Below are 22,280 nucleotides of genomic sequence, written 5' to 3' on the forward strand. Positions count from 1 at the left end.
GTACGGGTTAGAAGAACGTACGGATGTAGTCGACGACCGTGCCGTCCGCCTCGGCCAGCGGGATCAGCTGCCACTTGTCGAAGGACGTGCACGGGTGGGAGAGGCCGAGGCCGACCCAGTCGCCCACCTCCAGTTCCGCGTCGGGGGCGGTCCGCAGCCAGGCGTGCTGGTCGGACAGGGCGCTGACCTCGACGCCGGCCGCCGGGCGTTCGCCGCCGTCCCGGCGTACGACCTGGACGGAGGGCAGATCGAGGTCGTACGCCGCGTCCCGCTTGCCGGCGTTCACGAAGGCCTGCTCGGCGGACGGCCGGGACACCACCTGCGCCCAGAGTCGCAACGCCGGTTCCAGGGCGCCCTCTTCGGGGACGCGGTTGAAGGGCGTGATCTTCCGGTAGTGGCCGTCGTCGTGCGAGACGTAGGCGCCGGAGCGCAGCAGCTTGAGTACCGGCGAGGAGAGTTCGGGAATGCCGGCGAAGACGTCGGCGACCGCGTCGAACCAGGCGCTGCCGCCCGCGCTGACCACGATCTCCGCCGCGTCAGCGAACCGGCCCGCCCTGTCGAAGTCCACGGCCAGCGCCACCAGTCGGCTCAGCCAGGCCCGCACGCGCTGCGGATCGGCCCGCGGGACCTCGCCCTCGTAGCCCGCCACGCCCACCAGCCGCAGGGTCGGCGCGGCGGCCACCGCGTCCGCCACCGCCGCGCACTCCGCCTCCGTGCGGACCCCGGTGCGGGCGCCCTCGCCGGCGGCCAGTTCCACGACCACGTCCAGCGGGCGGGCCGCCCCGCGCAGGGCCGCGTCCATCAGCTCCACCCCGCGCACGGAGTCGACGTAACAGACCAAGGAGAAGCCGGGGTCGGCGGCCAGTTCCGAGGCGATCCAGCGCAGGGCCGCCGGGTCCACCAGTTCGTTGGCGAGGAAGATCCGCTGGACGCCGTAGGCCCGCGCCACGCGGACCTGGTGGGGGACGGCGAGGGTGATGCCCCAGGCGCCGTGCTCGATCTGCCGCTGGAACAGCCGCGGCGCCATGGAGGTCTTGCCGTGCGGGGCGAAGGCGAGGCCGTGCCGGGCCGCGTACGTCTCCATGAGCCGCAGGTTGTGCTCCAGGCGCTCGGCGGACAGCGCGAGGACGGGCGTGGTGAAACCGCCGGTGAAGAGGTTGCGGCGCTGGGCGGCCAGCTCGCCGACCGTCAGACCGTCGGCGTCCGGCGGGAGGCCCTTGAAACGGTGGTCGACGCGCTCCTCCGCGAGCCGTGCGAGCGCTTCGGCTCCGGGGTCGAGGGCCATACGAGCCTCCAGAAGTGGTGTGTTGCGTCTTGTGCAACGCTCATTGCGTATGTCGCTGACCGCTGTCTAACATCTCGGCCAGCGCGGGGTCAACGGAGCCGACCCGCACACCGACCAGGGAGCTACGACGATCGTGACCACCACCGGACCCCGCAACGCCCCCGACGTCGTGGACGTCGTCGCGCTCGGCGAGTCCATGGTCACCTTCCTGCCCTCCCGCCCCGGCCGCCTCGCCGACGTCCCCTCCTTCGACCGCGCCATCGGCGGCGCCGAGTCCAACGTGGTCTGCGTGCTGGCCGCCGCCGGCCACTCGGCGCGCTGGGTCAGCAGGGTCGGCGCCGACGGGTTCGGCGACCACCTGGTCGAGACGATCGGGGCGTACGGAGTCGACGTCACGGCCGTCCGACGGGACCCGGCGCGGCCTACGGGCGTGTACTTCCGCACCGCCGGGGACCGGGCGACCGACGCCCACGAGGTGGCGTACTACCGGGCCGGGTCGGCCGCCTCCGCGATGACGGTGGGGAACGTGGACCTCACCGCCGCGCGGGCCGGCCGCGTCCTGCACCTGTCGGGGATCACCCCGGCCCTGTCCGATGGCTGCCTCGGCCTGATGGAGGAACTGACCGGGCCCCGGCCGGACCGGCCCCTCGTCTCCTTCGACGTCAACTTCCGGGCCGGACTGTGGTCCGACGCCGACGGCCCGCGCGTCCTGCTCGAGCTGGCCCGCCGTGCCGACATCGTCTTCGTCGGGGCCGACGAGGCACGGGACGCCTGGGGCCTGCGCGGGACCCGCGCCATCGCCGGCGCGCTGCCCGAGCCGGACCTCCTGGTCGTCAAACAGGGACCGGGCGATGCCCTCGCCTTCGACAAGGGCGCCGAGGGGCCGTCGGACCGCACGGCCACCCGGGTCCGCGCCCCCGGTGTCGACGTCGTCGCCGCCGTCGGTGCCGGGGACGCCTTCGCCGCCGGGTTCCTCTCCGCCACCCTGCGCCACCTGCCCGTACGGCAGCGGCTGCGGCACGGCCACCTCTGGGCCGCCGCCGCCCTCACCGTCCCCGGCGACCTCGCCATCCCCCCCTCTCGCGACCACGCCGACCGCCTCGCCGCCCTCGACGACGGCGCGTGGGGGAGACTTCGACTCGGCCCCGGCTGGACGCAAGCCGCGGCGGCCACCGAGGAGGTACGCACCCCATGAGCCAGACCGTCGACCGCGCCCTGAGCATCCTGCCGCTGCTCGCCGAGGGCCCCGCCGACCTCGGACAGGTCGCCGACCGCCTCGGCGTCCACAAGTCCACCGCCCTGCGGCTGCTGCGGACCCTGCACGAGCACGGGCTCGTCTACCGGCAGTCCGACCAGCGCTACCGTCTCGGCGCCCGCCTCTTCGCCCTCGCCCAGGAGGCGATGGAGAACCTCGACATCCGCGAGATCGCCCACCCCCACCTGGCCCGGCTCAACGAACGGTGCGGACACACCGTGCACCTCGCCGTGTACCAGGAGGGGGAGGTCCTCTACATCGACAAGGTGGAGAGCCGCTACCCGGTGCGGATGTACTCCCGGATCGGCAAGCCGGTCGCCATCACCGTCGCCGCCGTCGCCAAGCTGCTCCTGGCCGACCTGCCCGAACCCGAGCGGCGCACGGTCGCCGAGCGGCTCGACTACCCCCTCTACACAGCCCGCTCCACCCCCAACGCCCCTTCCTTCCTACGGGAGTTGGCGAAGGTACGCGAGCAGGGCTGGGCCACCGACCTCGGCGGCCACGAGGAGTCCATCAACTGCGTCGCCGCACCGATCCGCGGCGCCGACGGCCGGGTGGTCGCCGCGATGTCGGTCTCCGCGCCGAACGTCGTCGTCACCGCCGACGAACTCCTCACCCTGCTCCCGCAGGTGCGCCGCACGGCGGACGACATCAGCGGCGAGTACTCCGGCAGGACCCCAGTGAAGGACACCGTATGACCAGCAACGACAAGATCGCGCTCACGCCGAGGACCCACACCACGCCGCCCGCGAGGTTCTCGCACGGCGTGCGCAAGGGCAACATCCTCCAGGTCGCCGGCCAGGTCGGCTTCCTGCCCGCCGAGGAGGGCAAGCCCCCCACCCCGGCCGGCCCCACCCTGCGCGAGCAGACTCTCCAGACCCTCGCCAACGTCAAGGCGATCCTGGAGGAGGGCGGCGCGAGCTGGGACGACGTGATGATGATCCGCGTCTATCTGACGGACGTGGACCACTTCGCCGAGATGAACGACATCTACAACGCCTACTTCGAGGAGCAGGCGCTCACCGCCCCGCCCGCCGCGCGCACGACGGTGTACGTCGGCCTCCCCGCCGGGCTCCTCATCGAGATCGACGCGCTCGCCGTCCTCGGCTGAGTCGCCGCCCCGGGCGATCTCCCTCGCCCCCTACGCCCCCACCCCCGCACGCCTCAGCCTCACACGCCTCAGCCTCACACGCCGTACGACGGCACGGCGCCCACCCCGACCGAGGGGGCGCGCCGTGCCGCGATCCGCCCTGCCCGAAAGCTCCATGTACTTACGCAGAGGACCCCCGAATGCCCCACCCCCTGGCGGCCGCCGCCGAAGCCCCACCCCACACCGGCGGACTGCTCCTGCTCATCGACGGCACGGCCGGACTGCTCACGGTCGCCGCCCTCGGCATCGCCCTCCTCCTCGTCCTGATCATCAAGGTCAGGCTCCAGCCGTTCGTCGCCCTGCTCGCCGTCTCCATAGCCGTCGGCCTGTCGGCCGGACTGTCCGTCACCGAACTCTTCGGCACCGTCCAGCGCTCGGACGCCGTCTCCACCATCGAGTCCGGCATGGGCGGCATCCTCGGCCATGTCGCGATCATCATCGGTCTCGGCACCATGCTCGGCGCGGTCCTCGAAGTCAGCGGCGGCGCCGAGGTACTGGCCTCCCGGCTCCTCACCCTCTTCGGCGAGAAGCGGGCCCCTCTCGCCATGGGCATGACCGGTTTGATCTTCGGCGTGCCCGTCTTCTTCGACGTCGGCATCTTCGTCCTCGCGCCGATCGTCTACGCCGCCGCCAAACGCAGCGGCAGGTCGATCCTGCTGTACTGCCTGCCCCTGCTCGCCGGCCTGTCGATGACCCACGCCTTCCTGCCCCCGCACCCGGGCCCGGTGGCGGCCGCCGGACTTCTCCACGTGGACCTCGGCTGGGTCATCCTCATGGGCGTCGTCTGCGGCATCCCCGCGGTACTGGCCGCCTGGGCGTACTCCGCGTGGATCGGGCGCCGCCTCTTCGTCGCGGTACCGCAGGACATGGTCGAGGCGGCGGCGGAGGCCCGGTCGGCCGTCGTCGAGGAGCAGCGGACGCAGGGCGTCGTCCCGCGCGAGGACCCGGTCCCCCTGGGCACGGTCCTCGGCATCATCGGTACGCCGCTGGTGCTGATCCTGGCGGCCACCTTCTCCTCCATCGCGCTGGACCCCTCCACCACGCGCTCGGTGATCGAGTTCTTCGGCAGCCCCTTCGTCGCCCTCACGATCGCCCTGCTCCTCGCCTACTACCTGCTGGGCATCCGACGCGGCTGGTCCCGAAAGTCCCTGGAAACCGTGTCCACGGCCTCGCTGAAGCCGGTCGGCAACATCCTGCTGGTCGTCGGCGCGGGCGGCGTCTTCGGTGCCGTGCTCAAGGCGAGCGGGGTCGCGCAGGCCCTCTCGGACACCTTCAACGACGTCGGTCTGCCGGTGCTGGTGCTGTCGTACCTGATCTCGGTCGTGCTGCGGGTCGCGCAGGGCTCGGCCACGGTCGCGATCGTGACGACGGCGGGCATCGTGGCGCCGCTGCTCGCGGAGGGCGACCACTCGCAGGCCTTCGTCGCCCTGGTCATCATGGCCATCTCGGCCGGCTCGATCTTCGCCTCGCACGTCAACGACGGCGGCTTCTGGATGGTCGCCAAGTACTTCGGGATCAGCGAGCGGGACACCCTGCGGACGTGGACCGTGCTGGAGACGGTGCTGTCGGTCGTCGGGTTCGCCGTGGCGGCCGTATTGAGCGTGTTCGTCTAGCCGCGGTCGCTCTTTCGCGTGTAGGCGTCTCATAACGAAGTTGGGCCCGGCTGTGTGCGGCACAGGATCGTCGACCATACTGCCCGCTGTGGAGCAGCGCATAGGTTCGAGCAGCCAGCCCCTGGAGGGCGCCGGATTCGATCCGGCATTCATCCCCGGGCTCACGTCGCCCGTGACCGCGGAGCCGAAGGACGCGAAGCCGAAGGACGACCCGGAGGCGGGCGAGGCGGTCACCGCCGAGGACGCCCTGGGGGGCGCACCGGCCGAAGCGACCGCGTCGGCCGGGGAGTCGGAGGACTCGGAGCCGGAGGCCTCGGTGTCCGGGGCGGGGCCGGAGGCGACGTCGGACGGCCCCGTCTTCGAGGCCGCCGACCGCCGGGCGCGGATCGTCGCCGACGCCCGCGGCGTCCGCCTCCGACTCGACGCGGAGGAGTGCGAGTTCCGCTGGGACGAGATCGGCGCGATCGAGACGGAGGCCCCGCGGTTCGGGAAGCGGTTCACCATCACGGTGCACACCCCTGACCGCCGCTGGTACCCGATCGAGATCGAGGCGACGGCCAGGGGCCGCTTCAAGGAGTGGGACGAGCAGCTGGACGCGGTCCTGGACGCCTACTTCGACGACGAAGCCGACGGCAAGGGCCCCGACGCCGAGGCCCGCTCCGAGTCCGACTAGAGGTCGCGGCTAGCCGCAGTACTGGGCCTGCTTGCCGATGGACCGGTACATGCAGTCCGAGTTCTCCAGCAGTTGCAGCACGGCGTCCTTGTTGCGCGCGGTCTCCCGCTCGATGACCTCGTCGGGCGGGTAGAAACCGCCGCCCCCCGACGAGCCCGGGTACATCTCGAAGGTGTACGCGAAGATCTTGTGCGTGCCCCAGAGGTAGTCGTCGATCGACCCGTCCGTGATGTACAGGTCGCTCGACTGCTCCGGGGTGTACCCGTTGCTCGCGGCCATCGACCGGCCCACCGTGGCGAAGGCGTTGCGGTCGTCCGCGGTCATCCCGGTGGTGGTGTCGGCCGTGGTGTACCCGAAGGGCCACAACACCAGTTCGCTGTACGTGTGGAAGTCGATGCCCGACTTGATCTGCTGGACGCCGCCCACCACCCGGCTGCGCACGAAGTTCGCGACGACCTTCACCTCGGGCGCGGACTCGGCCGCCGCACCCCGGTACGTCTCGGAGGACGTCGACCCCGAGGAGCCGCCGCAGCAGCCCCACCGGTAGGCCCAGTTGCGGTTCAGGTCCGTACCGACGGACGAGGAACCGGAGTTGGGCTGGCGGTTCTTGCGCCATGACCGGTAGGAGCCGGTGGCGACGTCGTACTCGCCGCCGTCCGGGTTGAGGTCGGGCACGATCCAGATCTCGCGGTTGTTGACCATGTTGGTGATGCGGGAGTCGGTGCCGTACCCGGCGCCCAACTCGCGGATCAGGTACAGGGCCATCTCCACGGTCAGGTGCTCACGGGCGTGCTGGTGGTGGGTGAACAGCACCTCCGGCTCGGCCTCGTCGGTGCCGACGTTGTCGCTGATCTTGACGGCGACGATGTTGCGGCCCTGGTAGGACGTGCCGATGACCCGCTTGCTGATGATGTTCGGGTGGGCCGCGATGCGCTGGTCGATCTCCGCGGTCATCTCGGCGTAGTTGTGGTAGCGCGCGTCGGCGGACGGGAAGTCGTAGAGCCGGGTCTCGCCTTCGGCGGTGCGGTCCGGGGCGGCGCCCAACGCGGCGACCTCGTAGCCCTGCGCGCGCAGCTTCCTGATCTGCTCGGCGCGGCCGGAGACGACGACGGTCTCCTCGTCGGCCTCGTCGACGCTCACCCCGGAACCGGCGATCGCGGTGCGCGTCTCGGGGGTGCTGTGGTGGAGGTGGATCTCGTACTGCCGGATGTCGTCGGCGGAGGGGGCCGCCTGCACGGCGCCGTCGGCCGCCGCGTTCGTGGCCGTCGCCGAGATCGGCGCGGCCAGGGCGAGGGCCATCAGGGCGGCCAGCGCGGCGGTTCGTCTGCCGCTGCGGCCGCCGGCGATGCCTGCGCCGCGGGTGCGGAGTCGCATGGGTTCTCCTCGGTTCTCCAGAAGTCCGGGATCGCCGGACATGTGGGGGATGGAGCGGTGTGGAGCTGCGTGCCGTGTGCGGTGGAGAGGCGCTGTGTGCTCGTGGTGCCACGCGGTCGTGGTGCCGTGCGCTCGTGGTGCCGTGCGCTCGCCGTGCACGGGTGCGGGGTGCGCTCATCGTCCGGTCGTGACATGGTCAGGTCAAGGGTGGGGGTGGCGCCGGATGGCCGGAAACGTACGGAACGACGCGATACGGCAAGGAGGTTGCCGCGCCCGGCGGCGGCCGCGAAGTGTACGCGTGACCCGCGGCTGAGAGGCGGTCCCCGGAAAAGTGCACCCGCGGGCGTGAGTGGCGCGTGCATATATGTACGGCCGGGGGAAGGCTGAGGGTCCGCGTACAAGAGGAGCCCGACCCTGCGGCTCCTTCGAGGAACCCACCGCAGAGGACTGGCTGATCATGGGCGGATCAGCGCCAGGACGGGACGGCCACCTGCCGCTGGAGACCACCAGCTTCGTCGACCGCCGGGGCGAACTGGCCGAAGGACGCGAGCTGTTGGCCCGCGCCCGGCTGGTGACCCTGACCGGACCCGGCGGCGTCGGCAAGACCCGGCTGGCCGGGCGGATCGCGTCGCGCGTCGCTCGCGCCTTCCCCGACGGCGTGCGCTTCGTCCCTCTCTCGGGCGTGCACGACCCCGAACTCGTGCCGCTCGCCGTCGCCGACGCGCTCGGCCTGCACGACCATTCCGCCCGCCCCGCGCTGGACACCCTCGTGGAACGCCTCCGGGACCGCCGGCTGCTGCTCGTCGTCGACAACTGCGAGCACCTGCTGCCCGCCTGCGCCGCACTCGCCGGCGCGCTGCTGCACGGCACCACCGGCGTGCGGATCCTCGCCACCAGCCGGCACCGCCTCGGCCTCACCGAGGAACACCTCATGGACGTACGGCCGTTGCCCGTCCCCGACCCGGAGGGCGACCTCTCAGCCGCCGACGGCTGTCCGGCCCTCGCCCTGTTCGCCGACCGGGCCGCCGCGGTCGTTCCCGGCTTCCGCCTCACCGCCGCGAACCGGGCGTCCGTGGCCCGCCTCTGCCACCGCCTCGACGGCCTCCCGCTCGCCATCGAACTGGCCGCCGTCCGGATGCGTGTCCTCGACGTCGACCAGCTCCTGGCCCGCCTCGACGACCGCTACCGCCTCCTCACCGCGGGCAGCCCCACGGCCGCTCCCCGCCACCAGACCCTCCGCGCGGCGGTCGCCTGGTCCCACGAACTGTGCGAGGAGGCGGAACGCAGGGTGTGGGCCCGCCTGTCGGTGCTGCCGGGAAGCTTCGACCTGGAGACGGCTGAGGCGGTGTGCGCGGACGCGGCGCAGTGGTCCACGAGGGCCTCCGTCCGCGCGGACCCCGCCTCCGGACCCCCCGCCTCCTCCTCCCGGAACCCGGGTCACCGGAGCGAGGCCCCCTTCTGGTCCCACCGGGTCGGGCGGGGGGCGGGCGAAGACCCAGGGGGCCGGGGGGCGGCGCCGTCTGACGGGACCGTGGGGGCGCGGGCCCCGGGGGCGGGACGGGAAGGGGCGGCGGGGGCGGAAGACACCCCTCCCCTCCCGCCGTACGACATCCTCGACGCCGTCGCCGGCCTGCTCGACAAGTCCGTACTCTGCCGGGAGACCGACCCGGCCGGCGGGGTCAGATACCGCCTCCTGGACACCCTCCGGGAGTACGGCCTGGAGCGACTGCGCGAACACCCCGGCGGGGAACACGCCGCCCGCACCCGTCTCCGCGACTGGATGCAGCGACGGGCGGCCACCTGTGAGCGCGACTGGTTCGGCCCCGACCAGCCCGCGATCGTCACCCGCCTCCGTGCCGACCAGGACACCCTCCGCGCCGCCCTGGACTTCAGCCTCACCACCCCCGGCGAGGCCCTCGCGGGCCTGCGCCTGGCCGGCACCCTGTGGTTCCACTGGCACGCCTGCGGCGCCCCCCGCGAGGGCCGCTACTGGCTCGACCGCGCCTTGGCCGCCAACCCGGAGCCCACCCGGGAACGTGCCCGCGCCCTGTGGACGGCCGGCCTCCTCGCCGGCTGCCCCGAGGACCTCACCCGAGGCCGCCGCCGCGCGGAACAGGCCCGCGACCTGGCCCGCCGCCTCGGCGACGCGGCGGAGGCTGCCCACGCCGACTACGTCATCGGCGTCATCCGCCTCTTCAGCGACGACCTGGAGGGCGCCCTCGACCACTTCCGGGCCGGCGTCGACCGCGGCCGGGTCCCCGGCCAGCACCTCAGCCTCGTCGGGCTCGACCGCGTCGAACTCGCCTGCGCCCTGGGTTTCCTGGGCCGCGCCGACGAGGCCATCGCCGTCTGCGAGGGGACCCGCAGGCTGTGCGCGGGGCACGGCGAGCAGTGGGTGCTGTCGTACGTGGAGCGGATACTGGCCCTCGCGCACACCGTCAAGGGCGACTGGGAGCGGGCGGAGCGGCACGGCCGCGAGGCGTTGCGCCTCAAGCTGGCGGTGCACGACGTGGTCGGCATGGGACTCACCCTCGACCTGCTCGCCCGTATCGCCGCCGAACCCGGGGCCGCCGGACGCGAGGCGGCCGACCGCGAGAACGTCGACCGCGAGAACGCCGACCGCGCGGACCGCGGTGCCCATGACCGCGGCGGCCATGAACGCGCGGCCGTCCTGCTCGGCGGCGCCGACCGGGCCTGGGCGGACGTCGACCCCAGCCGCTGGGGCTCGGCCGCCCTGGACGCCACCCGCCGCGCCGCCGAGGAACGCGCCCGGCGGGCCCTTGGCCGCACCGCCTTCCGCCGCGCCTACGACCGCGGCGCCGCCCTCGCCCTCACCGACGTCGTCCGCCACGCCCTCGGCGCGCCCGACCCCGAGCCCCGGCGCCGCCCCACGCCTCCACCGTCCGGCCCCGCCCGCGCCACCGGCCCGGCCCTCCACGCCTCGGCCCCGAGACCCGGACCGCCCGGCGGACCGGCGGGCCCGACGCACGCCCCCCACGCCCCGCACACCTCACCCCCGAGCCCGGCCGCCCCGCCCCGCGCTCCCGTCGTCGACGCCCCGCCGGACGCCGTCCGTCTCACCCGCCGCGAGGCACAGGTGGCCGAACTGGTGGCCGAGGGCCTCGCCAACCAGCAGATCGCCGACCGTCTGGTGATCGCCCGCCGCACGGCCGAGGGCCATGTGGAGCGCATCCTCAGCAAGCTCGGTTTCAGCAACCGCAGTCAGATCGCCGCCTGGGTGACGGCCCAGCGGTGAGGCCGGCGCACGCAGTGCGCCGGCCCGAACTCCACAGAGAGGACCGCCCGATGACCGTCCGCACCAGCGCTCATGACCGGAAGGCGTTCGACCACCGTATGACCGCCCCCGGCACGGACGAGGCCTTCCTCGCCGCCGCGCTGCCCTTCCTCGCCGAAGGCCTCGCCGCCCCGGCCGAGCCCCCGCCGGTGGCCATCGCCGCCCCAGGCAAACTGGACGCCCTGCGCGACACCCTCGGCGGCGACGCCACCGAGGTCACCCTCGTCCCGCACACCGACTGGTACACCGGTTCCGCCGCCAACGCGGTCGCCCGCGCCGCCGGCCACCTCGCCGCGCACGCCGGCCCGGCCGGGCGTGTCCACCTCCTCATGGAACCGGTGTGGGACGGCCGGGCCGGCCGCTCCCCGCGCGAGAGCGCCGAGTGGCTCCGCTACGAGGCCCTCGCCAACCTCCTCTTCGCCCCCGCCTCCGCCACCGCCCTGTGCGTCTACGACACCCGCACCACCCCTCCCGCCTTCGTCGCCGCCGCCCGCCGCGCCCACCCGGACAGCGGCGCGTACCAGGACCCGCTCCGGCTGACGGCCGAACTGGACGCCACCCCCCTGCCCCGCCCCCCGGCCGACGCCCGGCACCTCGCGCAGCCCGCCGCGGACGAGGTCCGTTCCTGGGCCGCCGGGCGGGGACTGGGCGCCGCCGACGCGGAACTGTTCACGACGGCTGTCCTCGAAGCGGCTTCCCTGGCCCCGGTCACCACCACCCTCCTGTGGGGCGCGGCCCCCGCCTGCATCTGCGAACTACACCTGTCCCACCGCGTGGACGACCCTCTGGCCGGCTTCGTCCCCCCACCCACGACCACCCCCGCCCCGGGGCAGGGTCTGTGGTTCACCCGCCAGGTCTGCGCCTACGTCGACCTGCGGCCGGCCCCGGCCGGTACGGCGGTACGCCTCCAGTACGGGTGATCCCCGACATTCGGGGTCTTCGCCACCCATCCGCAGGTATCCCCAGGTATTCGGAGGTATCCACAGGTACGGAAACAGGTAGTCCTCCCCGTGTACGGGTCGCCGGGGAAGGTCATTCTTGAACGCATGCTGCAACTCCCCGGGGGGCGCCCTCCTGACCCCGACTCTCCGTACGGCGCCTGTCCCCGACCGCCCCTGGGCGCGGGCCACTGGAGTGCCGAGTACGACCCCCGGCCGTCCGCCGTCGGTGAGGCGCGCGCGCAGGTTCGCCGACGGCTGGCGGGCTGGGGGCTGGCCGAGCCCCAAGACCTGGTGGACACCGCCGTGCTGCTCGTCAGCGAACTCGCCACCAACGCCCTGCTGCACTCCGCCAGCCACTACCGGCTCACCCTGTCGGCCGCGCACGGCGTCCTGCGCTGCGAGGTGACCGACACCGGGCGCCGTACCCCGCAGGTACTCCACGCGGGCTGCGCGGAGAGTGGCCGGGGGATGTTCCTGGTGCAGGCGCTCGCCCGGCGCTGGGGCTGTCACCAGGACGGACCGGGCAAGACCGTGTGGTTCGAACTCGGCACGTGCGCATGTGAGTGAGATTCCGCCGGGAGGGGTCCCGCGACACCAGGGGGCATTGCACTCGTGTACGCCCCCTTGCCGGTCCCGTGTCCTTCCGCTTTCTTGATTGTCATGGCGGACACCACGGGAAACCCCACCGACACCGAGGCATCATCCGGCAGCGACAGTCCTACCCCCCGCACATCCAGTTGGCGCCACATCGGTCCCGGCATCGTCGTCGCGGCGACCGGCGTCGGGGCCGGTGACCTGGTCGCCACCCTCATCGCAGGCAGCAACTTCGGCTACACCCTGCTCTGGGCGGCGGTTCTCGGCTGCCTGGTCAAGATCTCCCTCGCGGAGGCGGCGGGCCGCTGGCACCTGTCCACCGGCCGCACCCTCTTCGACGGCTGGGCGAGCCTCGGCCGCTGGACGACGTACTTCTTCCTCGTCTACGTGGTCGTCTGGGGCTTCGTCTACGGCGCGGCGGCGATGTCGTCCAGCGCGCTGCCCCTACAGGCCCTGTTCCCCGACGTGATGGACCTGGAGTGGTGGGCCATCGCCTGCGGCCTGGTGGGCCTGGTGTTCGTCTGGTTCAACAAGTACGCGGTGTTCGAGAAGGTCATGACGGTCCTGGTGGGCGTCATGTTCGTGGTGACCGTGTACCTCGCGATCCGCGTGACGCCGAACATCCCGCACGCCCTGGCCGGTCTGCTGCCCGTCCTGCCCGACGAGGAGGACTCCGTCCTCAACACCCTCGGTCTGATCGGCGGCGTCGGCGGCACCGTCACCCTCGCGGCCTACGGGTACTGGGTCAATGCCAAGGGCTGGACCGACGCCGGCTGGATGAAGGTGATGCGGCTCGACAACCGCGTCGCCTACCTCACCACCGGCGTCTTCGTGGTCGCGATGCTGTTCGTGGGCGCCGAGCTGCTGCACTCGGCGAACGTGGCCATCGCCAGCGGCGACAAGGGCCTCGTGCAGCTCGGCGACATCCTGGAGGCCGAGTACGGCACGGCCACCGCCAAGTTCTTCCTCATCGGGTTCTTCGCCACTTCCTTCACGTCCCTGATCGGCGTCTGGCACGGCGTGAGCCTGATGTTCGCCGACTTCGTCGCCCGCTACCGGGGCAGCGCGCGGGCCACGGGCGCCGAGGTCGCCTCCGGTGAGCGGGAGCGGTCCCGGCCGTTCCGCCTGTACCTGCTGTGGCTGACCTTCCCGCCGATGGTCCTGCTCTTCCAGGGCCAGCCCTTCCGCCTGGTCATCCTGTACGGCGTACTGGGCGCGGCCTTCCTGCCCTTCCTCGCCCTGACCCTGATCTGGCTGCTCAACTCCGCCCGCACCCCGCGCGAGTGGCGCAACGGTCGGCTCAGCAACGGCATGCTCGCGACCGCCGGGCTGCTGTTCCTGGCGCTGTGCGTGAAGCAGATCTGGGACCAGCCGTGGTCGGAGTTCTTCTGAGACGGGGGGCGGAGTTCCTTCCGAGCCATGCACGGCCGGAGCCCGGCGGAAGGTGCTCCGCGGCCGCTCGCGGATGCGCGGGGACGGCGATGGAGCGATGTGCGCGAGGACCTCTTCTATCCTCGGCGGCAATCCACAGACAGCGCGCGAGACCTCGCCGGTGCCGATCCGTCGTACGGCGGGTAGGTTCCCGGTGTGACAGACCAGCCGCCGCCCCCCGTCCCCTCCGGCTTCGGCCCGCCCCCGCCGCAGTACGCCCCCTCGGCACCGGACGCCCCGGAATTCCTGGCGATGGACAAGCGCAACTCGGTCGTCGTCGACGCGTCGGGGGTGGCCTTCGACATGTACGACATCGTCGTCGACTTCCCCTGGCCCGAGATCCGCAGCGTCCACTACAAGGCGAGCCCCGACGCCAAGGCCCTCATGGTCGCCGTGGTCCACATGGACGGCCAGGTCTACGAGTGCGTGGTGAACGCGAAGCCACGGGAGCTGCTGCGGGGCTGGTTCGCCCAATTGGCCTGGGTGCTGGGGTACTACCGCCCGGCGGGCTGACGCAGAGCGGGTGGTCGGCCCTGCCCGCCCTGATGTCGAGAATCATCGTCCGGAGCCCGTCACGGGAACCGGTGAGACAGGCGGTGAGGGAAGGCCTGCCCCGATCCGGGAAACGTACCGGCCGCGAACGGAATCACCAGCAGGTGGACGGCCGGCTGCTCGGACATGGTCACTCGGCGACCGGGACGAGGACGACGGTACGGCGGAACTCGCCCAGGAGCGCTCCGAACCCACGGCGTCGTCGGGCGGCGTCGTCCGGGTCCGGCAAGGTGGGCCGGGGCGCGGGTGCTGACGGCACAGGGGGCTGGGGTGCTCCGTCCTCCGGCGAGGGCGGCTCGTTCGCAGTGTTCGGCGGGGTGTGCTCGTCCGCCGTGTCGGGCCCGGTCACCGCCCCGTAGTCGTCCAGTACGGACCTGCGTATGTGGCCCTTCGGGCCGTCCCCCTGTTCAGCCATGCCCGGCATCAGAACATCAGCGCGTTGCCGACCGCAACGTCGAACGGCCTGACGGAGGTCCGGTGTCGCGGTCGGCGTCTTCGCGTGGGCTGCGGGGGCGGCCGGTGCCCTTCAGGGGCAGCTTGTCTCCGGGATTCGTGCCCGCGTTCACCCCTCGCGGTTACGGCAGCGCGTGCACGTGCGGTCCCACCGCGTTCGACCACGCGTTGCCCGCCGTCGCGTCCCAGTTCGTCGACCAGGTCATCGCGCCCCGGAGGTCGGGATAGGTACGGGACGGTTTGAAGGTGCCGCAGCCGGTTCCCTTCGTCAGGCAGTCCAGGGCGTTGTTGACGACCGCCGGGGAGACGTAGCCGCTGCCCGCGCCGCGGGTGGAGGCGGGAAGGCCGAGACCCACCTGGGACGGGGCGAGGCCGCCTTCCAGCTGGATGCAGGCCAGGGCGGTGAGGAAGTCCACGGTCCCCTGGCTGTAGACCTTGCCGTCGCAACCGAGCATCGAACCACTGTTGTAGTACTGCATGTTGACGACCGTGAGGATGTCCTTCACGTTCAGGGCCGTCTGGAAGTAGGAGTTGGACGTCGACTGCATGTCGATGGTCTGCGGGGCCATGGTCAGGACGAGGGACGGCCCGGCCTTCGCCGACAGTGAGCGCAACGCCTGTGTCATGTACGTCGCGTTGAGGCCGTTCTCCAGGTCGATGTCGACACCGTCGAAGCCGTACGTCTGCATGAGGGTGTGGAGGGAGTTCGCGAAGTTGGCCGCGGAGGTGGCGTCGTTGACGCTCACCGTGCCGCGTTCGCCGCCGACCGAGATGACGACCTTCTTGCCGGCGGCCTGCTTGGCCTTGATGTCGGCCTTGAACTGGTCGACGGTGTAGCCGTTCAGTCCGGCCGAGTCGAGGGTGAAGGTGACCGCGCCCGGAGTCGTGGTCGCGTCGGCGAAGGCGACCGCGATGATGTCGTACTGGGCGGGCACGTCGGAGATCCGCTGGACGGTCGCGCCGTTGTTGAAGTTCTGCCAGTAGCCGGTCACGGCGTGCTTGGGCAGCGAGCCGCCGCCTCCGCCGGTCGCGGCCGTCCGCCCCGCGACCGCCGCCGACTTCACCGACTCACCGGCCGCGTTCGTCGCGGTGACCTGGAAGGAGTACGACGTGGCCGCCGCGAGCCCGGTCACGGTGGCCGAGGTTCCGGTGACCGCCGTGACCTTCGTACCGTCGCGGTAGACGCTGTAGCCGGTGGCGCCGGAGACCGCGTTCCAGGCCAGGGACACCGTCGAGGACGTCGTACCGGAGACCGTGAGGCCGGCCGGGGCGGACGGGACCGTGGGGGCCGGGTCGGTGCCCCCGCCGCCGTCGGGGCCGTACACCGAGACGTCGTCGGCGAGGTAGGCCGCCTGGCCGTACCAACCGTGCAGGTAGACCGTGACGGAGGTGGTCGACGCGCCGGTGGAGAACGTCGTCGACAACTGCTTCCAGGTGGCGGAGTCCGGGGTCCAGGTCGAGACGTCGGTGGTGCCGGTGCCGGTCGCGCCGAGGTAGGCGTACCCGCCCTGGACCCAGGCCCTCAACGTATAGGTGGAGTTGGGCTTCACGGCGACCGTCTGGGTGCAGCGGGCGTTGTCCTGGCCCGTCGGGGTCGCCTTCAGCGCGGCGGTGCCGCCGTGCACGGGGGAGGTGACGGTGGTACCGCTGCCCGCCGAACAGGTCCAGTTGGCGAGGCCGGACTCGAAGCCGGCGTTCCGGGCGTTGTCGACGTCCGCGGCGGACGCCTGGCCCGTGCCCGCGAGGGTGAGGGCGAGTGCGGCGGTGACGGCTCCGGACCAGAGCCGCGCCGATCTTTTAAGTGGGGACATGACAACAAGTTGGTCCAGACCAATTCTCTTGTCAAGGGGTCCGCGCATGGCGGGCTGGATGTGGGCAACCTGTCCCCTTTTGGGGCGACTTGCGCGAAGATCCGTCCGTAGGCGGCCACGGAAAGCTGTTCTCCGGCCACAGAGGCGTGGATACAGTGCTGAGGTAGTCACGCAATGAAGTCACCTCGGTGCACCGGCGTAACTCCCGGTGGGCCGGACCGCGGGAATCGGGGAGCTGCGCGTGCCCACTGCCATCGCCGTGACCGGTGCGGACCTGGCCCTGCCATCGCAGGACGAACGCACCGTGCCCGCCGCCGTGCTCGACGGCCTTGACCGCCGGCCCCTCGACCGGGCCGTCGCCGACGTCCAGGCCCTCCTCGACCAGCACGGACACCTCGTCGTCGTGTACTCACGGGCCGCCCCCGCCGCCGTCGAACACCGGCTGCACACCATCCGCTCCCTCCTGGAGAGCGACCGCATCGCCCTGTACCGGCCCGACCTGCCCCCGCTCGGGGTCGCCGTCCTGGCACGCCAGTTACGCCAGCTCGCCTCCTGCGACCTCGGCCCCGGCGTCCTCGCCTCGGCCGGCCGGCTGCTCACGCACTACATCCACGCCGGCGCGCTCCTCGCCTCCGTGGCCCGGCTCGACCGGGTCCCCGTCGGCCTGACCTCGCACGCCCGGTCCTGGATGCCCGGCAGCCAGTTCGCCGTACTGGCGCATCCGCAGCCTCAGTTGGTGAAGGTCGGACCGGAGACGCGCCTGGACGGGCCCGAGTTCGGCACGTGGATGCTGGTCGCCCGCGGCCGGCTCCAGTCCGACTGGGTCACCGGCACCCTCGCTCCCGCCTGGCGGGCCCAGGGCCTGCGCGAGACGGACGCGCCCGGCGAGTCCGCCGCGTGGTGGGGCACCGACAAGCTGATCGAGTTCTGCGCCTACCTGCCCGACCTGTCGGTCCTCTACCAACTGGTCACCTCGGTCCGTCAGACCGTGTGCCACTGGTGCGGCATCGACGTCATCGGCGACCTCTGCGTCTTCTGTTCCGCCACCCCGCCGCCCGCCCACGAGCCCCCGGCCACCCGCGCGCTCACCGCGGGTGGCCGGCACGCACACCGCGCGCTCACCGCGGGCGGCTGAACCAGGTCCATCGACCGCCAACTGCCAACCGCTCCCGTCCGCGCCCTCCACTTCCCGTCCGCCCGGCCCGCACGACCTGCTCCTCCGGCCCCGGTCCGCCCGGCCCGCGCGACCTGCTCCTCCAGCTCCGACCCGATAGGCCCGCCCGACCCGCTCGGCTCGCACGACCCGCTCCAGTCCGCTCGGCCCGCGCAATCCGCTCCTGAAGCCCCGATCTGCTCGGCCCGCACACCGCTCGGCCCGCCCGACCCGCTCCTGTCCGTTCGACCCGATTCCCAACGAGGTTGCACCGGTTCATGAACTCCCGTCAGCGCCGCGGCGTGATCCTCCTGCTCCTGTCGGTTCTGTGCGCCCTCGGCGCCTTCGCCGGCGTCCTCTCCGTCATCGACGACGTGCGGTCCAAGGTCGGCCCCGAGGTCACCGCGTACCGGGTCAGGTCGAACGTGCCGCCCTACACCCCGCTCAGCACCGGCCAGTTCGAGAAGATCGAGATGCCGGAACGCTGGCTCTCCGGGAACGCGGTGACCGACCTCGCGGACATTCGCGGCAAGATCGCCGTGACGACCCTGAAGAAGGGCTCACTCCTCCAGAACGACATGATCGTCGAGCAGCCCGCCCTCCAGGCCGGTCAGCAGGAGGTCGCCATCATGATCGACGCGGCGACCGGCGTCGCCGGGAAGATCACGCCGGGTTCCTCCGTCAACGTCTACGCCACCTTCGAGGGCGCCCGCGACAGCGACCCCGACCAGTCGAAGATCATCGTCACCAACGCCCGCGTCCTCGACGTCGGTGAGATCACCGCCCTGGACCCCGACAAGGACGACCGCGGACAGCGCACCACCGACGCCGTCCCCATCACCTTCGCGCTGTCCACCCTCGACGCCCAGCGCATCACGTACGCCGAGTCGTTCGCCAAGCGCGTCCGGCTCGCCCTGGTGGCGCCCGGCACTCCCACCACGGTCCCCGAGCAGGACCGCACGTACGAACTCACCACGGACAAGTGAGAGGCCGCCGCCATGCCCACGAGGATCCTCCCGGCCGTCGGCGACGCGGACGCGGTCCGCTCCCTCACCAGCCTGCTCAGCCAGCTCCCGGACGCCGAACCCGTCACCCCGGTCACCGACTCCACCCAGCTGGTCGACACCCTTGCCCGCCTCGCCGCCGAGTCGGTCGACGAACTGCCCGAGGTCGTCATCGTCCATGAACGCATCGGCCCGGTGCCCGCCCTGGAACTGGTCCGCGAGGTCGCCCTGCGCTTCCCGGCGGTCGGCGTCATCCTCGTCACGACCGACGCGGGCCCCAGCCTCTTCTCCGCCGCCATGGACGCCGGCGCCCGCGGCCTGGTCACCCTGCCCCTCGGCTATGAGGAACTCGCCCACCGCGTCCAGGCCGTCGCCCAGTGGTCGACGGGCGTGCGACGTCATCTCGGTCACGGCGGCGACGTCTTCACCGGCGTCGGCGGCACCGTCATCACGGTCAGCGGCGCCAAGGGAGGCGTCGGCGCGACCCTCCTCGCCGTCCAACTGGCGCTCGCCGCCCAGGCCTCGGGCCGCCCCACCGCCCTCGTCGACATGGACCTCCAGGCCGGCGACATCGCGTCCTTCCTGGACGTCCAGTTCCGCCGCTCGGTCGTCGACCTCGCCGCCATCACCGACCTCTCGCCCCGCATCCTCGCCGAGGCCGTCTTCCGCCACGACACCGGCGTGGCCCTGCTGCTCGCCCCCGGTGAGGGCGAACGCGGCGAGGAGGTCACCGACCGCGCCGCCCGCCAGATCGTCGGCGCCCTGCGCTCCCGCTACGAGGTCGTGGTCGTCGACTGCGGCGCCCAGCTCGGCGGGGCCGGTGCCACCGCCGTAGAGATGGCCGACCGCGCCCTGCTCGTCACCACGCCCGACGTGGTGGCGGTCCGCGGCGCCAAACGCACCGTCCGCATGTGGGACCGCCTCCAGATCCGCAAGGCCGAGGAGACCACGGTCGTCGTCAACCGCCACAGCCGCGGTACGGAGATCCAGCCCGCGCTCGTCCAGAAGATCACCGGCACGGCCGTCGCGGCGACCGTGATCCCCGCCAACTTCAAGGAACTCCAGTCCGCCGTGGACGCCGGCCGCGTCCACGCCCTCGACGGCAAGAGCACCGTCCGCCAGGCCATGTGGGCCCTCGCGGGCGAACTCGGGCTGGTCACCACCCCGGAGGGCTCGCCGCACCGCAAGTCCGGCCGGGCGGGGCGCGGGGACCGGGGGTCGGCGGGATTCCGGCGGAGGAGGGAGTGACATGAGACCACGGCGACCCGGAGACGACCGGGGGCAGGTCACCATCGAATTCCTCGGGATGACCCCGCTGATCATCGTGACCTTGGTGGTGGTGTGGCAGTTCGTGCTGCTGGGATACACGTTCACGCTCGCGGGGAATGCTGCCGACGAGGCGGTGCGGGCGGGGACGGCGGCGCATCGGGGGGAGCGGCAGGCCGTGTGCGAGCAGGCGGGACTGGACAAGCTGTCGGAGGCGTGGCGCTCCGGGGCCACGGTCAGCTGCCCGACGGCGGGCGGATACGTGACGGCGACCGTGACCCTCCGGGTCCCGGTCCTCTTCCCGGGCGCGATCGACTTCCCGTTCGAGGTGAAGGGCCACGCCGGTGCCGTAGAGGAAGAGGACGACTGACATGCCGTACGGACGCGGGGAGCGGGGGAGGGCGTACGGTCGCGGCGGGCTGCGGCCCGCGTACGGTCGTGGTGGGCGGGGGAGGGCGTACGGTCGCGGTGCGCGGGGGACGGCGTACGGTCGCGGCCCCAGGGACCGCGGGCAGGTCGCCCTGGAGTACCTCGGCTTCCTCCCGATCCTGCTGCTCGTCGCGCTGGCCGCCGTCCAACTCGGCCTGATCGCCTACGCGGCGCAGCAGGCGGGTACGGCGGCCAGGGCCGGGGCCCGCAGCGCCTCGCTCGGCGAGGGCGCGGGGGGAGCCTGCCAGAGCGCGGTCAGTTCCTGGCTCGCGGACGGCACGAGCTGCGCCCCCGAGGACCTGGGCGAGGAGGTCCGGGTCACCTCCACCGTCACCATCCCGTCCGTCATCCCCGGCATCGGGGACTTCGGCGAGGCACACCGGACGGCCACGATGCCGGTCGACCACTGAGCCGTCCACCACCCGGAGCCCACGACCTGACCGGACCACCCATCCACCAGCCAAGTCAACCCCCGAGTCGACGTACCGAACGCAGCGAGGAGGAACCGGAGATGAGCCTGCGGGCCCGTATCACCTCTCCCGAGGAGCACGGCGGCCGGGGCGAGGACGGCCACATGGTCGCCTCCTACCGGGCCAAACTCCTGGAGGAGATCGACCTCGCCGAGATGAGCGCGCTGGCGGCGGCCGAGCGCCGGGCCCGTCTGGAGCGGGTGCTGGGGCACATCATCAGCCGCGAGGGACCGGTCCTGTCCACGACGGAGCGCGCGCAGCTGATCCGCAGGGTGGTCGACGAGGCGTTGGGCCTCGGCATCCTCGAACCACTCCTGGAGGACGCCTCGATCACCGAGATCATGGTGAACGGCCCGGACGCGATCTTCGTCGAACGAGCGGGGCGCGTCGAGCAGCTGCCCATCCGCTTCGCCTCCGACGACCAGCTCATGCAGACCATCGAACGCATCGTCTCCACGGTCAACCGCCGCGTCGACGAGACCAACCCGATGGTCGACGCCCGCCTCCCGTCCGGCGAACGCGTCAACGTGATCATCCCTCCGCTGTCCCTGACCGGACCCACCCTCACCATCCGCCGCTTCCCGCGCTCCTTCACCCTGCACGAACTGATCGGTTTCGGGTCGCTGGACGAGCCGATGCTGTACCTGCTGGCGGGCCTGGTGCAGGCGAAGTTCAACGTGATCGTCTCCGGCGCGACGGGCACCGGGAAGACCACCCTCCTGAACGCCCTGTCGGGACTGATCCCGGAGAGCGAACGCATCATCACCATCGAGGACTCGGCCGAACTCCAGCTCCAGCAGTCGCACGTCATCCGCCTGGAATCCCGACCCCCCAACGTCGAGGGCAAAGGTCGCATCACCATCCGCGACCTGGTCCGCAACTCGCTGCGCATGCGCCCCGACCGGATCGTGGTCGGCGAGGTCCGCGGCGGCGAGTCCCTGGACATGCTCCAGGCCATGTCGACCGGCCACGACGGATCCCTGGCCACCGTCCACGCCAACAGCGCGGAGGACGCGCTGATGCGGCTCCAGACCCTGGCGTCCATGTCGGACGTCGAGATCCCGTTCGTCGCCCTGCACGACCAGATCAACAGCGCGGTGGACGTCATCATCCAGCTCACCCGCTTCGCGGACGGGGCCCGGCGGGTGACGGAGATCGCGCTGCTCGACAGTCACGGAGGGGAGCCGTACCGGCTGGCCACCATCGCCCGCTTCAACGCCCGCCCGATGGCCGCGGACGGCCGTATCCACGGTGCCTTCGAGTACCACCCGCTGCCGCGCCGCACCGCCGACCGCCTCTACATGGCGAGCCAGCCGATACCCCAGGCCTTCGGAGTCGCTCGCACCACCGACGAGCTGACCACCAGGGAAGCCCGGTAGCGGAAGCCCGACAACGGATACCCGAAGCAGAAGTCCGACAGCGGAACGCGACAGCGGAAGCCCGACAGCAGACACCGGACACCAAACAGCAGAAGTACAACAGCGGAAGCCCGACAGCAGACCTTCGCGAAAGCGCGGCCAGGACGGAACAG

20 protein-coding genes are annotated in these 22,280 nt (G+C 72.2%); 16 read left to right on the plus strand and 4 right to left on the minus strand.

The features are described 5' to 3' along the window. Nucleotides 1-7: 7 nt before the first annotated feature. On the minus strand, nucleotides 8-1,285 hold the full coding sequence (locus ACZ5Y0_RS04920; protein ID WP_469127194.1) for an amino acid deaminase: 1,278 nt from the start codon (nucleotides 1,283-1,285) through the stop codon (nucleotides 8-10). A gap of 133 nt (nucleotides 1,286-1,418) precedes the next feature. Between ACZ5Y0_RS04920 and ACZ5Y0_RS04925 the strand changes: the two genes are divergently transcribed. The 5 genes from ACZ5Y0_RS04925 (at nucleotide 1,419) to ACZ5Y0_RS04945 (ending at nucleotide 5,976) form a co-directional block, all read left to right on the plus strand. Continuing rightward, nucleotides 1,419-2,480, plus strand: a complete 1,062-nt coding sequence (locus tag ACZ5Y0_RS04925) for a sugar kinase (RefSeq protein ID WP_469127195.1) — start codon at nucleotides 1,419-1,421, stop codon at nucleotides 2,478-2,480. Further along, nucleotides 2,477-3,238: an IclR family transcriptional regulator gene (locus ACZ5Y0_RS04930; protein ID WP_469127196.1), complete on the plus strand. Its 762-nt coding sequence runs from the start codon at nucleotides 2,477-2,479 to the stop codon at nucleotides 3,236-3,238. Before ACZ5Y0_RS04925 ends, ACZ5Y0_RS04930 begins: the two co-directional genes overlap by 4 nt. Beyond that, on the plus strand, nucleotides 3,235-3,651 hold the full coding sequence (locus ACZ5Y0_RS04935) for a RidA family protein (protein WP_469127197.1): 417 nt from the start codon (nucleotides 3,235-3,237) through the stop codon (nucleotides 3,649-3,651). Before ACZ5Y0_RS04930 ends, ACZ5Y0_RS04935 begins: the two co-directional genes overlap by 4 nt. 179 nt (nucleotides 3,652-3,830) lie before the next feature. Continuing rightward, nucleotides 3,831-5,303 (plus strand): GntP family permease, encoded by a 1,473-nt coding sequence (locus ACZ5Y0_RS04940; RefSeq protein ID WP_469127198.1) that lies wholly within the window; start codon nucleotides 3,831-3,833, stop codon nucleotides 5,301-5,303. A gap of 88 nt (nucleotides 5,304-5,391) precedes the next feature. Next, complete coding sequence (locus tag ACZ5Y0_RS04945; protein WP_469127199.1) at nucleotides 5,392-5,976, plus strand: hypothetical protein; 585 nt, start codon at nucleotides 5,392-5,394, stop codon at nucleotides 5,974-5,976. Between the two features lie 9 nt (nucleotides 5,977-5,985). Here the strand turns inward: ACZ5Y0_RS04945 and ACZ5Y0_RS04950 are convergent, their stop codons facing one another. Further along, complete coding sequence (locus ACZ5Y0_RS04950) at nucleotides 5,986-7,350, minus strand: M14 family metallopeptidase (protein WP_469127200.1); 1,365 nt, start codon at nucleotides 7,348-7,350, stop codon at nucleotides 5,986-5,988. A gap of 457 nt (nucleotides 7,351-7,807) precedes the next feature. Between ACZ5Y0_RS04950 and ACZ5Y0_RS04955 the strand changes: the two genes are divergently transcribed. The 5 genes from ACZ5Y0_RS04955 (at nucleotide 7,808) to ACZ5Y0_RS04975 (ending at nucleotide 14,124) form a co-directional block, all read left to right on the plus strand. Then, nucleotides 7,808-10,606, plus strand: coding sequence for a LuxR C-terminal-related transcriptional regulator (locus tag ACZ5Y0_RS04955; protein WP_469127201.1), 2,799 nt, complete (start codon nucleotides 7,808-7,810; stop codon nucleotides 10,604-10,606). 50 nt (nucleotides 10,607-10,656) lie between these two features. Beyond that, the gene (locus ACZ5Y0_RS04960) at nucleotides 10,657-11,565 is read left to right on the plus strand and encodes an anti-sigma factor RsbA family regulatory protein (protein WP_469127202.1); all 909 of its coding nucleotides are present in this window, start codon (nucleotides 10,657-10,659) and stop codon (nucleotides 11,563-11,565) included. A 126-nt stretch (nucleotides 11,566-11,691) separates the two neighbouring features. After that, on the plus strand, nucleotides 11,692-12,153 hold the full coding sequence (locus ACZ5Y0_RS04965) for an ATP-binding protein (RefSeq protein ID WP_469127203.1): 462 nt from the start codon (nucleotides 11,692-11,694) through the stop codon (nucleotides 12,151-12,153). 93 nt (nucleotides 12,154-12,246) lie between these two features. Continuing rightward, nucleotides 12,247-13,572 carry an Nramp family divalent metal transporter gene (locus ACZ5Y0_RS04970; protein ID WP_469127204.1) on the plus strand — a complete coding sequence of 442 codons (1,326 nt, stop codon included), beginning with the start codon at nucleotides 12,247-12,249 and terminating at the stop codon, nucleotides 13,570-13,572. A 195-nt stretch (nucleotides 13,573-13,767) separates the two neighbouring features. Continuing rightward, a complete protein-coding gene (locus tag ACZ5Y0_RS04975) occupies nucleotides 13,768-14,124 on the plus strand; it encodes a hypothetical protein (RefSeq protein ID WP_469127205.1) in 357 nt (118 codons plus the stop codon). A gap of 169 nt (nucleotides 14,125-14,293) precedes the next feature. On the opposite strand, the gene ACZ5Y0_RS04980 is transcribed toward ACZ5Y0_RS04975, so the two are convergent. Together ACZ5Y0_RS04980 and ACZ5Y0_RS04985 are read right to left on the minus strand one after the other, a co-directional pair. Continuing rightward, nucleotides 14,294-14,578 (minus strand): hypothetical protein, encoded by a 285-nt coding sequence (locus ACZ5Y0_RS04980; protein WP_469127206.1) that lies wholly within the window; start codon nucleotides 14,576-14,578, stop codon nucleotides 14,294-14,296. Nucleotides 14,579-14,738: 160 nt separating this feature from the next. Next, nucleotides 14,739-16,427, minus strand: a complete 1,689-nt coding sequence (locus ACZ5Y0_RS04985) for a chitinase (protein ID WP_469127207.1) — start codon at nucleotides 16,425-16,427, stop codon at nucleotides 14,739-14,741. A gap of 241 nt (nucleotides 16,428-16,668) precedes the next feature. Here ACZ5Y0_RS04985 and ACZ5Y0_RS04990 point away from each other — a divergent pair, with 241 nt between their 5' ends. The 6 genes from ACZ5Y0_RS04990 (at nucleotide 16,669) to ACZ5Y0_RS05015 (ending at nucleotide 22,128) form a co-directional block, all read left to right on the plus strand. Then, nucleotides 16,669-17,562, plus strand: coding sequence for a hypothetical protein (locus tag ACZ5Y0_RS04990; protein ID WP_469127208.1), 894 nt, complete (start codon nucleotides 16,669-16,671; stop codon nucleotides 17,560-17,562). Nucleotides 17,563-17,858: 296 nt separating this feature from the next. Next, the gene (gene cpaB, locus ACZ5Y0_RS04995; protein ID WP_469127209.1) at nucleotides 17,859-18,566 is read left to right on the plus strand and encodes a Flp pilus assembly protein CpaB; all 708 of its coding nucleotides are present in this window, start codon (nucleotides 17,859-17,861) and stop codon (nucleotides 18,564-18,566) included. Nucleotides 18,567-18,578: 12 nt separating this feature from the next. Then, on the plus strand, nucleotides 18,579-19,832 hold the full coding sequence (locus ACZ5Y0_RS05000; RefSeq protein ID WP_469127210.1) for an AAA family ATPase: 1,254 nt from the start codon (nucleotides 18,579-18,581) through the stop codon (nucleotides 19,830-19,832). Nucleotide 19,833: 1 nt separating this feature from the next. Then, entirely contained in the window at nucleotides 19,834-20,220 is a 387-nt protein-coding gene (locus ACZ5Y0_RS05005; protein ID WP_469127211.1) for a TadE/TadG family type IV pilus assembly protein, read from the plus strand. Between the two features lie 151 nt (nucleotides 20,221-20,371). After that, on the plus strand, nucleotides 20,372-20,689 hold the full coding sequence (locus ACZ5Y0_RS05010; RefSeq protein WP_469127509.1) for a TadE/TadG family type IV pilus assembly protein: 318 nt from the start codon (nucleotides 20,372-20,374) through the stop codon (nucleotides 20,687-20,689). 101 nt (nucleotides 20,690-20,790) lie between these two features. Next, nucleotides 20,791-22,128 (plus strand): CpaF family protein, encoded by a 1,338-nt coding sequence (locus ACZ5Y0_RS05015; RefSeq protein WP_469127212.1) that lies wholly within the window; start codon nucleotides 20,791-20,793, stop codon nucleotides 22,126-22,128. Nucleotides 22,129-22,280: the final 152 nt, after the last annotated feature.

This window comes from Streptomyces sp. NPDC033216 (assembly GCF_055577115.1).

Coding starts and splice junctions, on each gene's coding strand:
- ACZ5Y0_RS04920 (WP_469127194.1), bottom strand. CDS start 1,285: ATGGCCCTCGACCCCGGAGCCGAAGCGCTCGCACGGCTCGCGGAGGAG.
- ACZ5Y0_RS04930 (WP_469127196.1), top strand. CDS start 2,477: ATGAGCCAGACCGTCGACCGCGCCCTGAGCATCCTGCCGCTGCTCGCC.
- ACZ5Y0_RS04935 (WP_469127197.1), top strand. CDS start 3,235: ATGACCAGCAACGACAAGATCGCGCTCACGCCGAGGACCCACACCACG.
- ACZ5Y0_RS04940 (WP_469127198.1), top strand. CDS start 3,831: ATGCCCCACCCCCTGGCGGCCGCCGCCGAAGCCCCACCCCACACCGGC.
- ACZ5Y0_RS04950 (WP_469127200.1), bottom strand. CDS start 7,350: ATGCGACTCCGCACCCGCGGCGCAGGCATCGCCGGCGGCCGCAGCGGC.
- ACZ5Y0_RS04955 (WP_469127201.1), top strand. CDS start 7,808: ATGGGCGGATCAGCGCCAGGACGGGACGGCCACCTGCCGCTGGAGACC.
- ACZ5Y0_RS04960 (WP_469127202.1), top strand. CDS start 10,657: ATGACCGTCCGCACCAGCGCTCATGACCGGAAGGCGTTCGACCACCGT.
- ACZ5Y0_RS04965 (WP_469127203.1), top strand. CDS start 11,692: ATGCTGCAACTCCCCGGGGGGCGCCCTCCTGACCCCGACTCTCCGTAC.
- ACZ5Y0_RS04970 (WP_469127204.1), top strand. CDS start 12,247: ATGGCGGACACCACGGGAAACCCCACCGACACCGAGGCATCATCCGGC.
- ACZ5Y0_RS04980 (WP_469127206.1), bottom strand. CDS start 14,578: ATGGCTGAACAGGGGGACGGCCCGAAGGGCCACATACGCAGGTCCGTA.
- ACZ5Y0_RS04985 (WP_469127207.1), bottom strand. CDS start 16,427: ATGTCCCCACTTAAAAGATCGGCGCGGCTCTGGTCCGGAGCCGTCACC.
- cpaB (WP_469127209.1), top strand. CDS start 17,859: ATGAACTCCCGTCAGCGCCGCGGCGTGATCCTCCTGCTCCTGTCGGTT.
- ACZ5Y0_RS05000 (WP_469127210.1), top strand. CDS start 18,579: ATGCCCACGAGGATCCTCCCGGCCGTCGGCGACGCGGACGCGGTCCGC.
- ACZ5Y0_RS05005 (WP_469127211.1), top strand. CDS start 19,834: ATGAGACCACGGCGACCCGGAGACGACCGGGGGCAGGTCACCATCGAA.
- ACZ5Y0_RS05015 (WP_469127212.1), top strand. CDS start 20,791: ATGAGCCTGCGGGCCCGTATCACCTCTCCCGAGGAGCACGGCGGCCGG.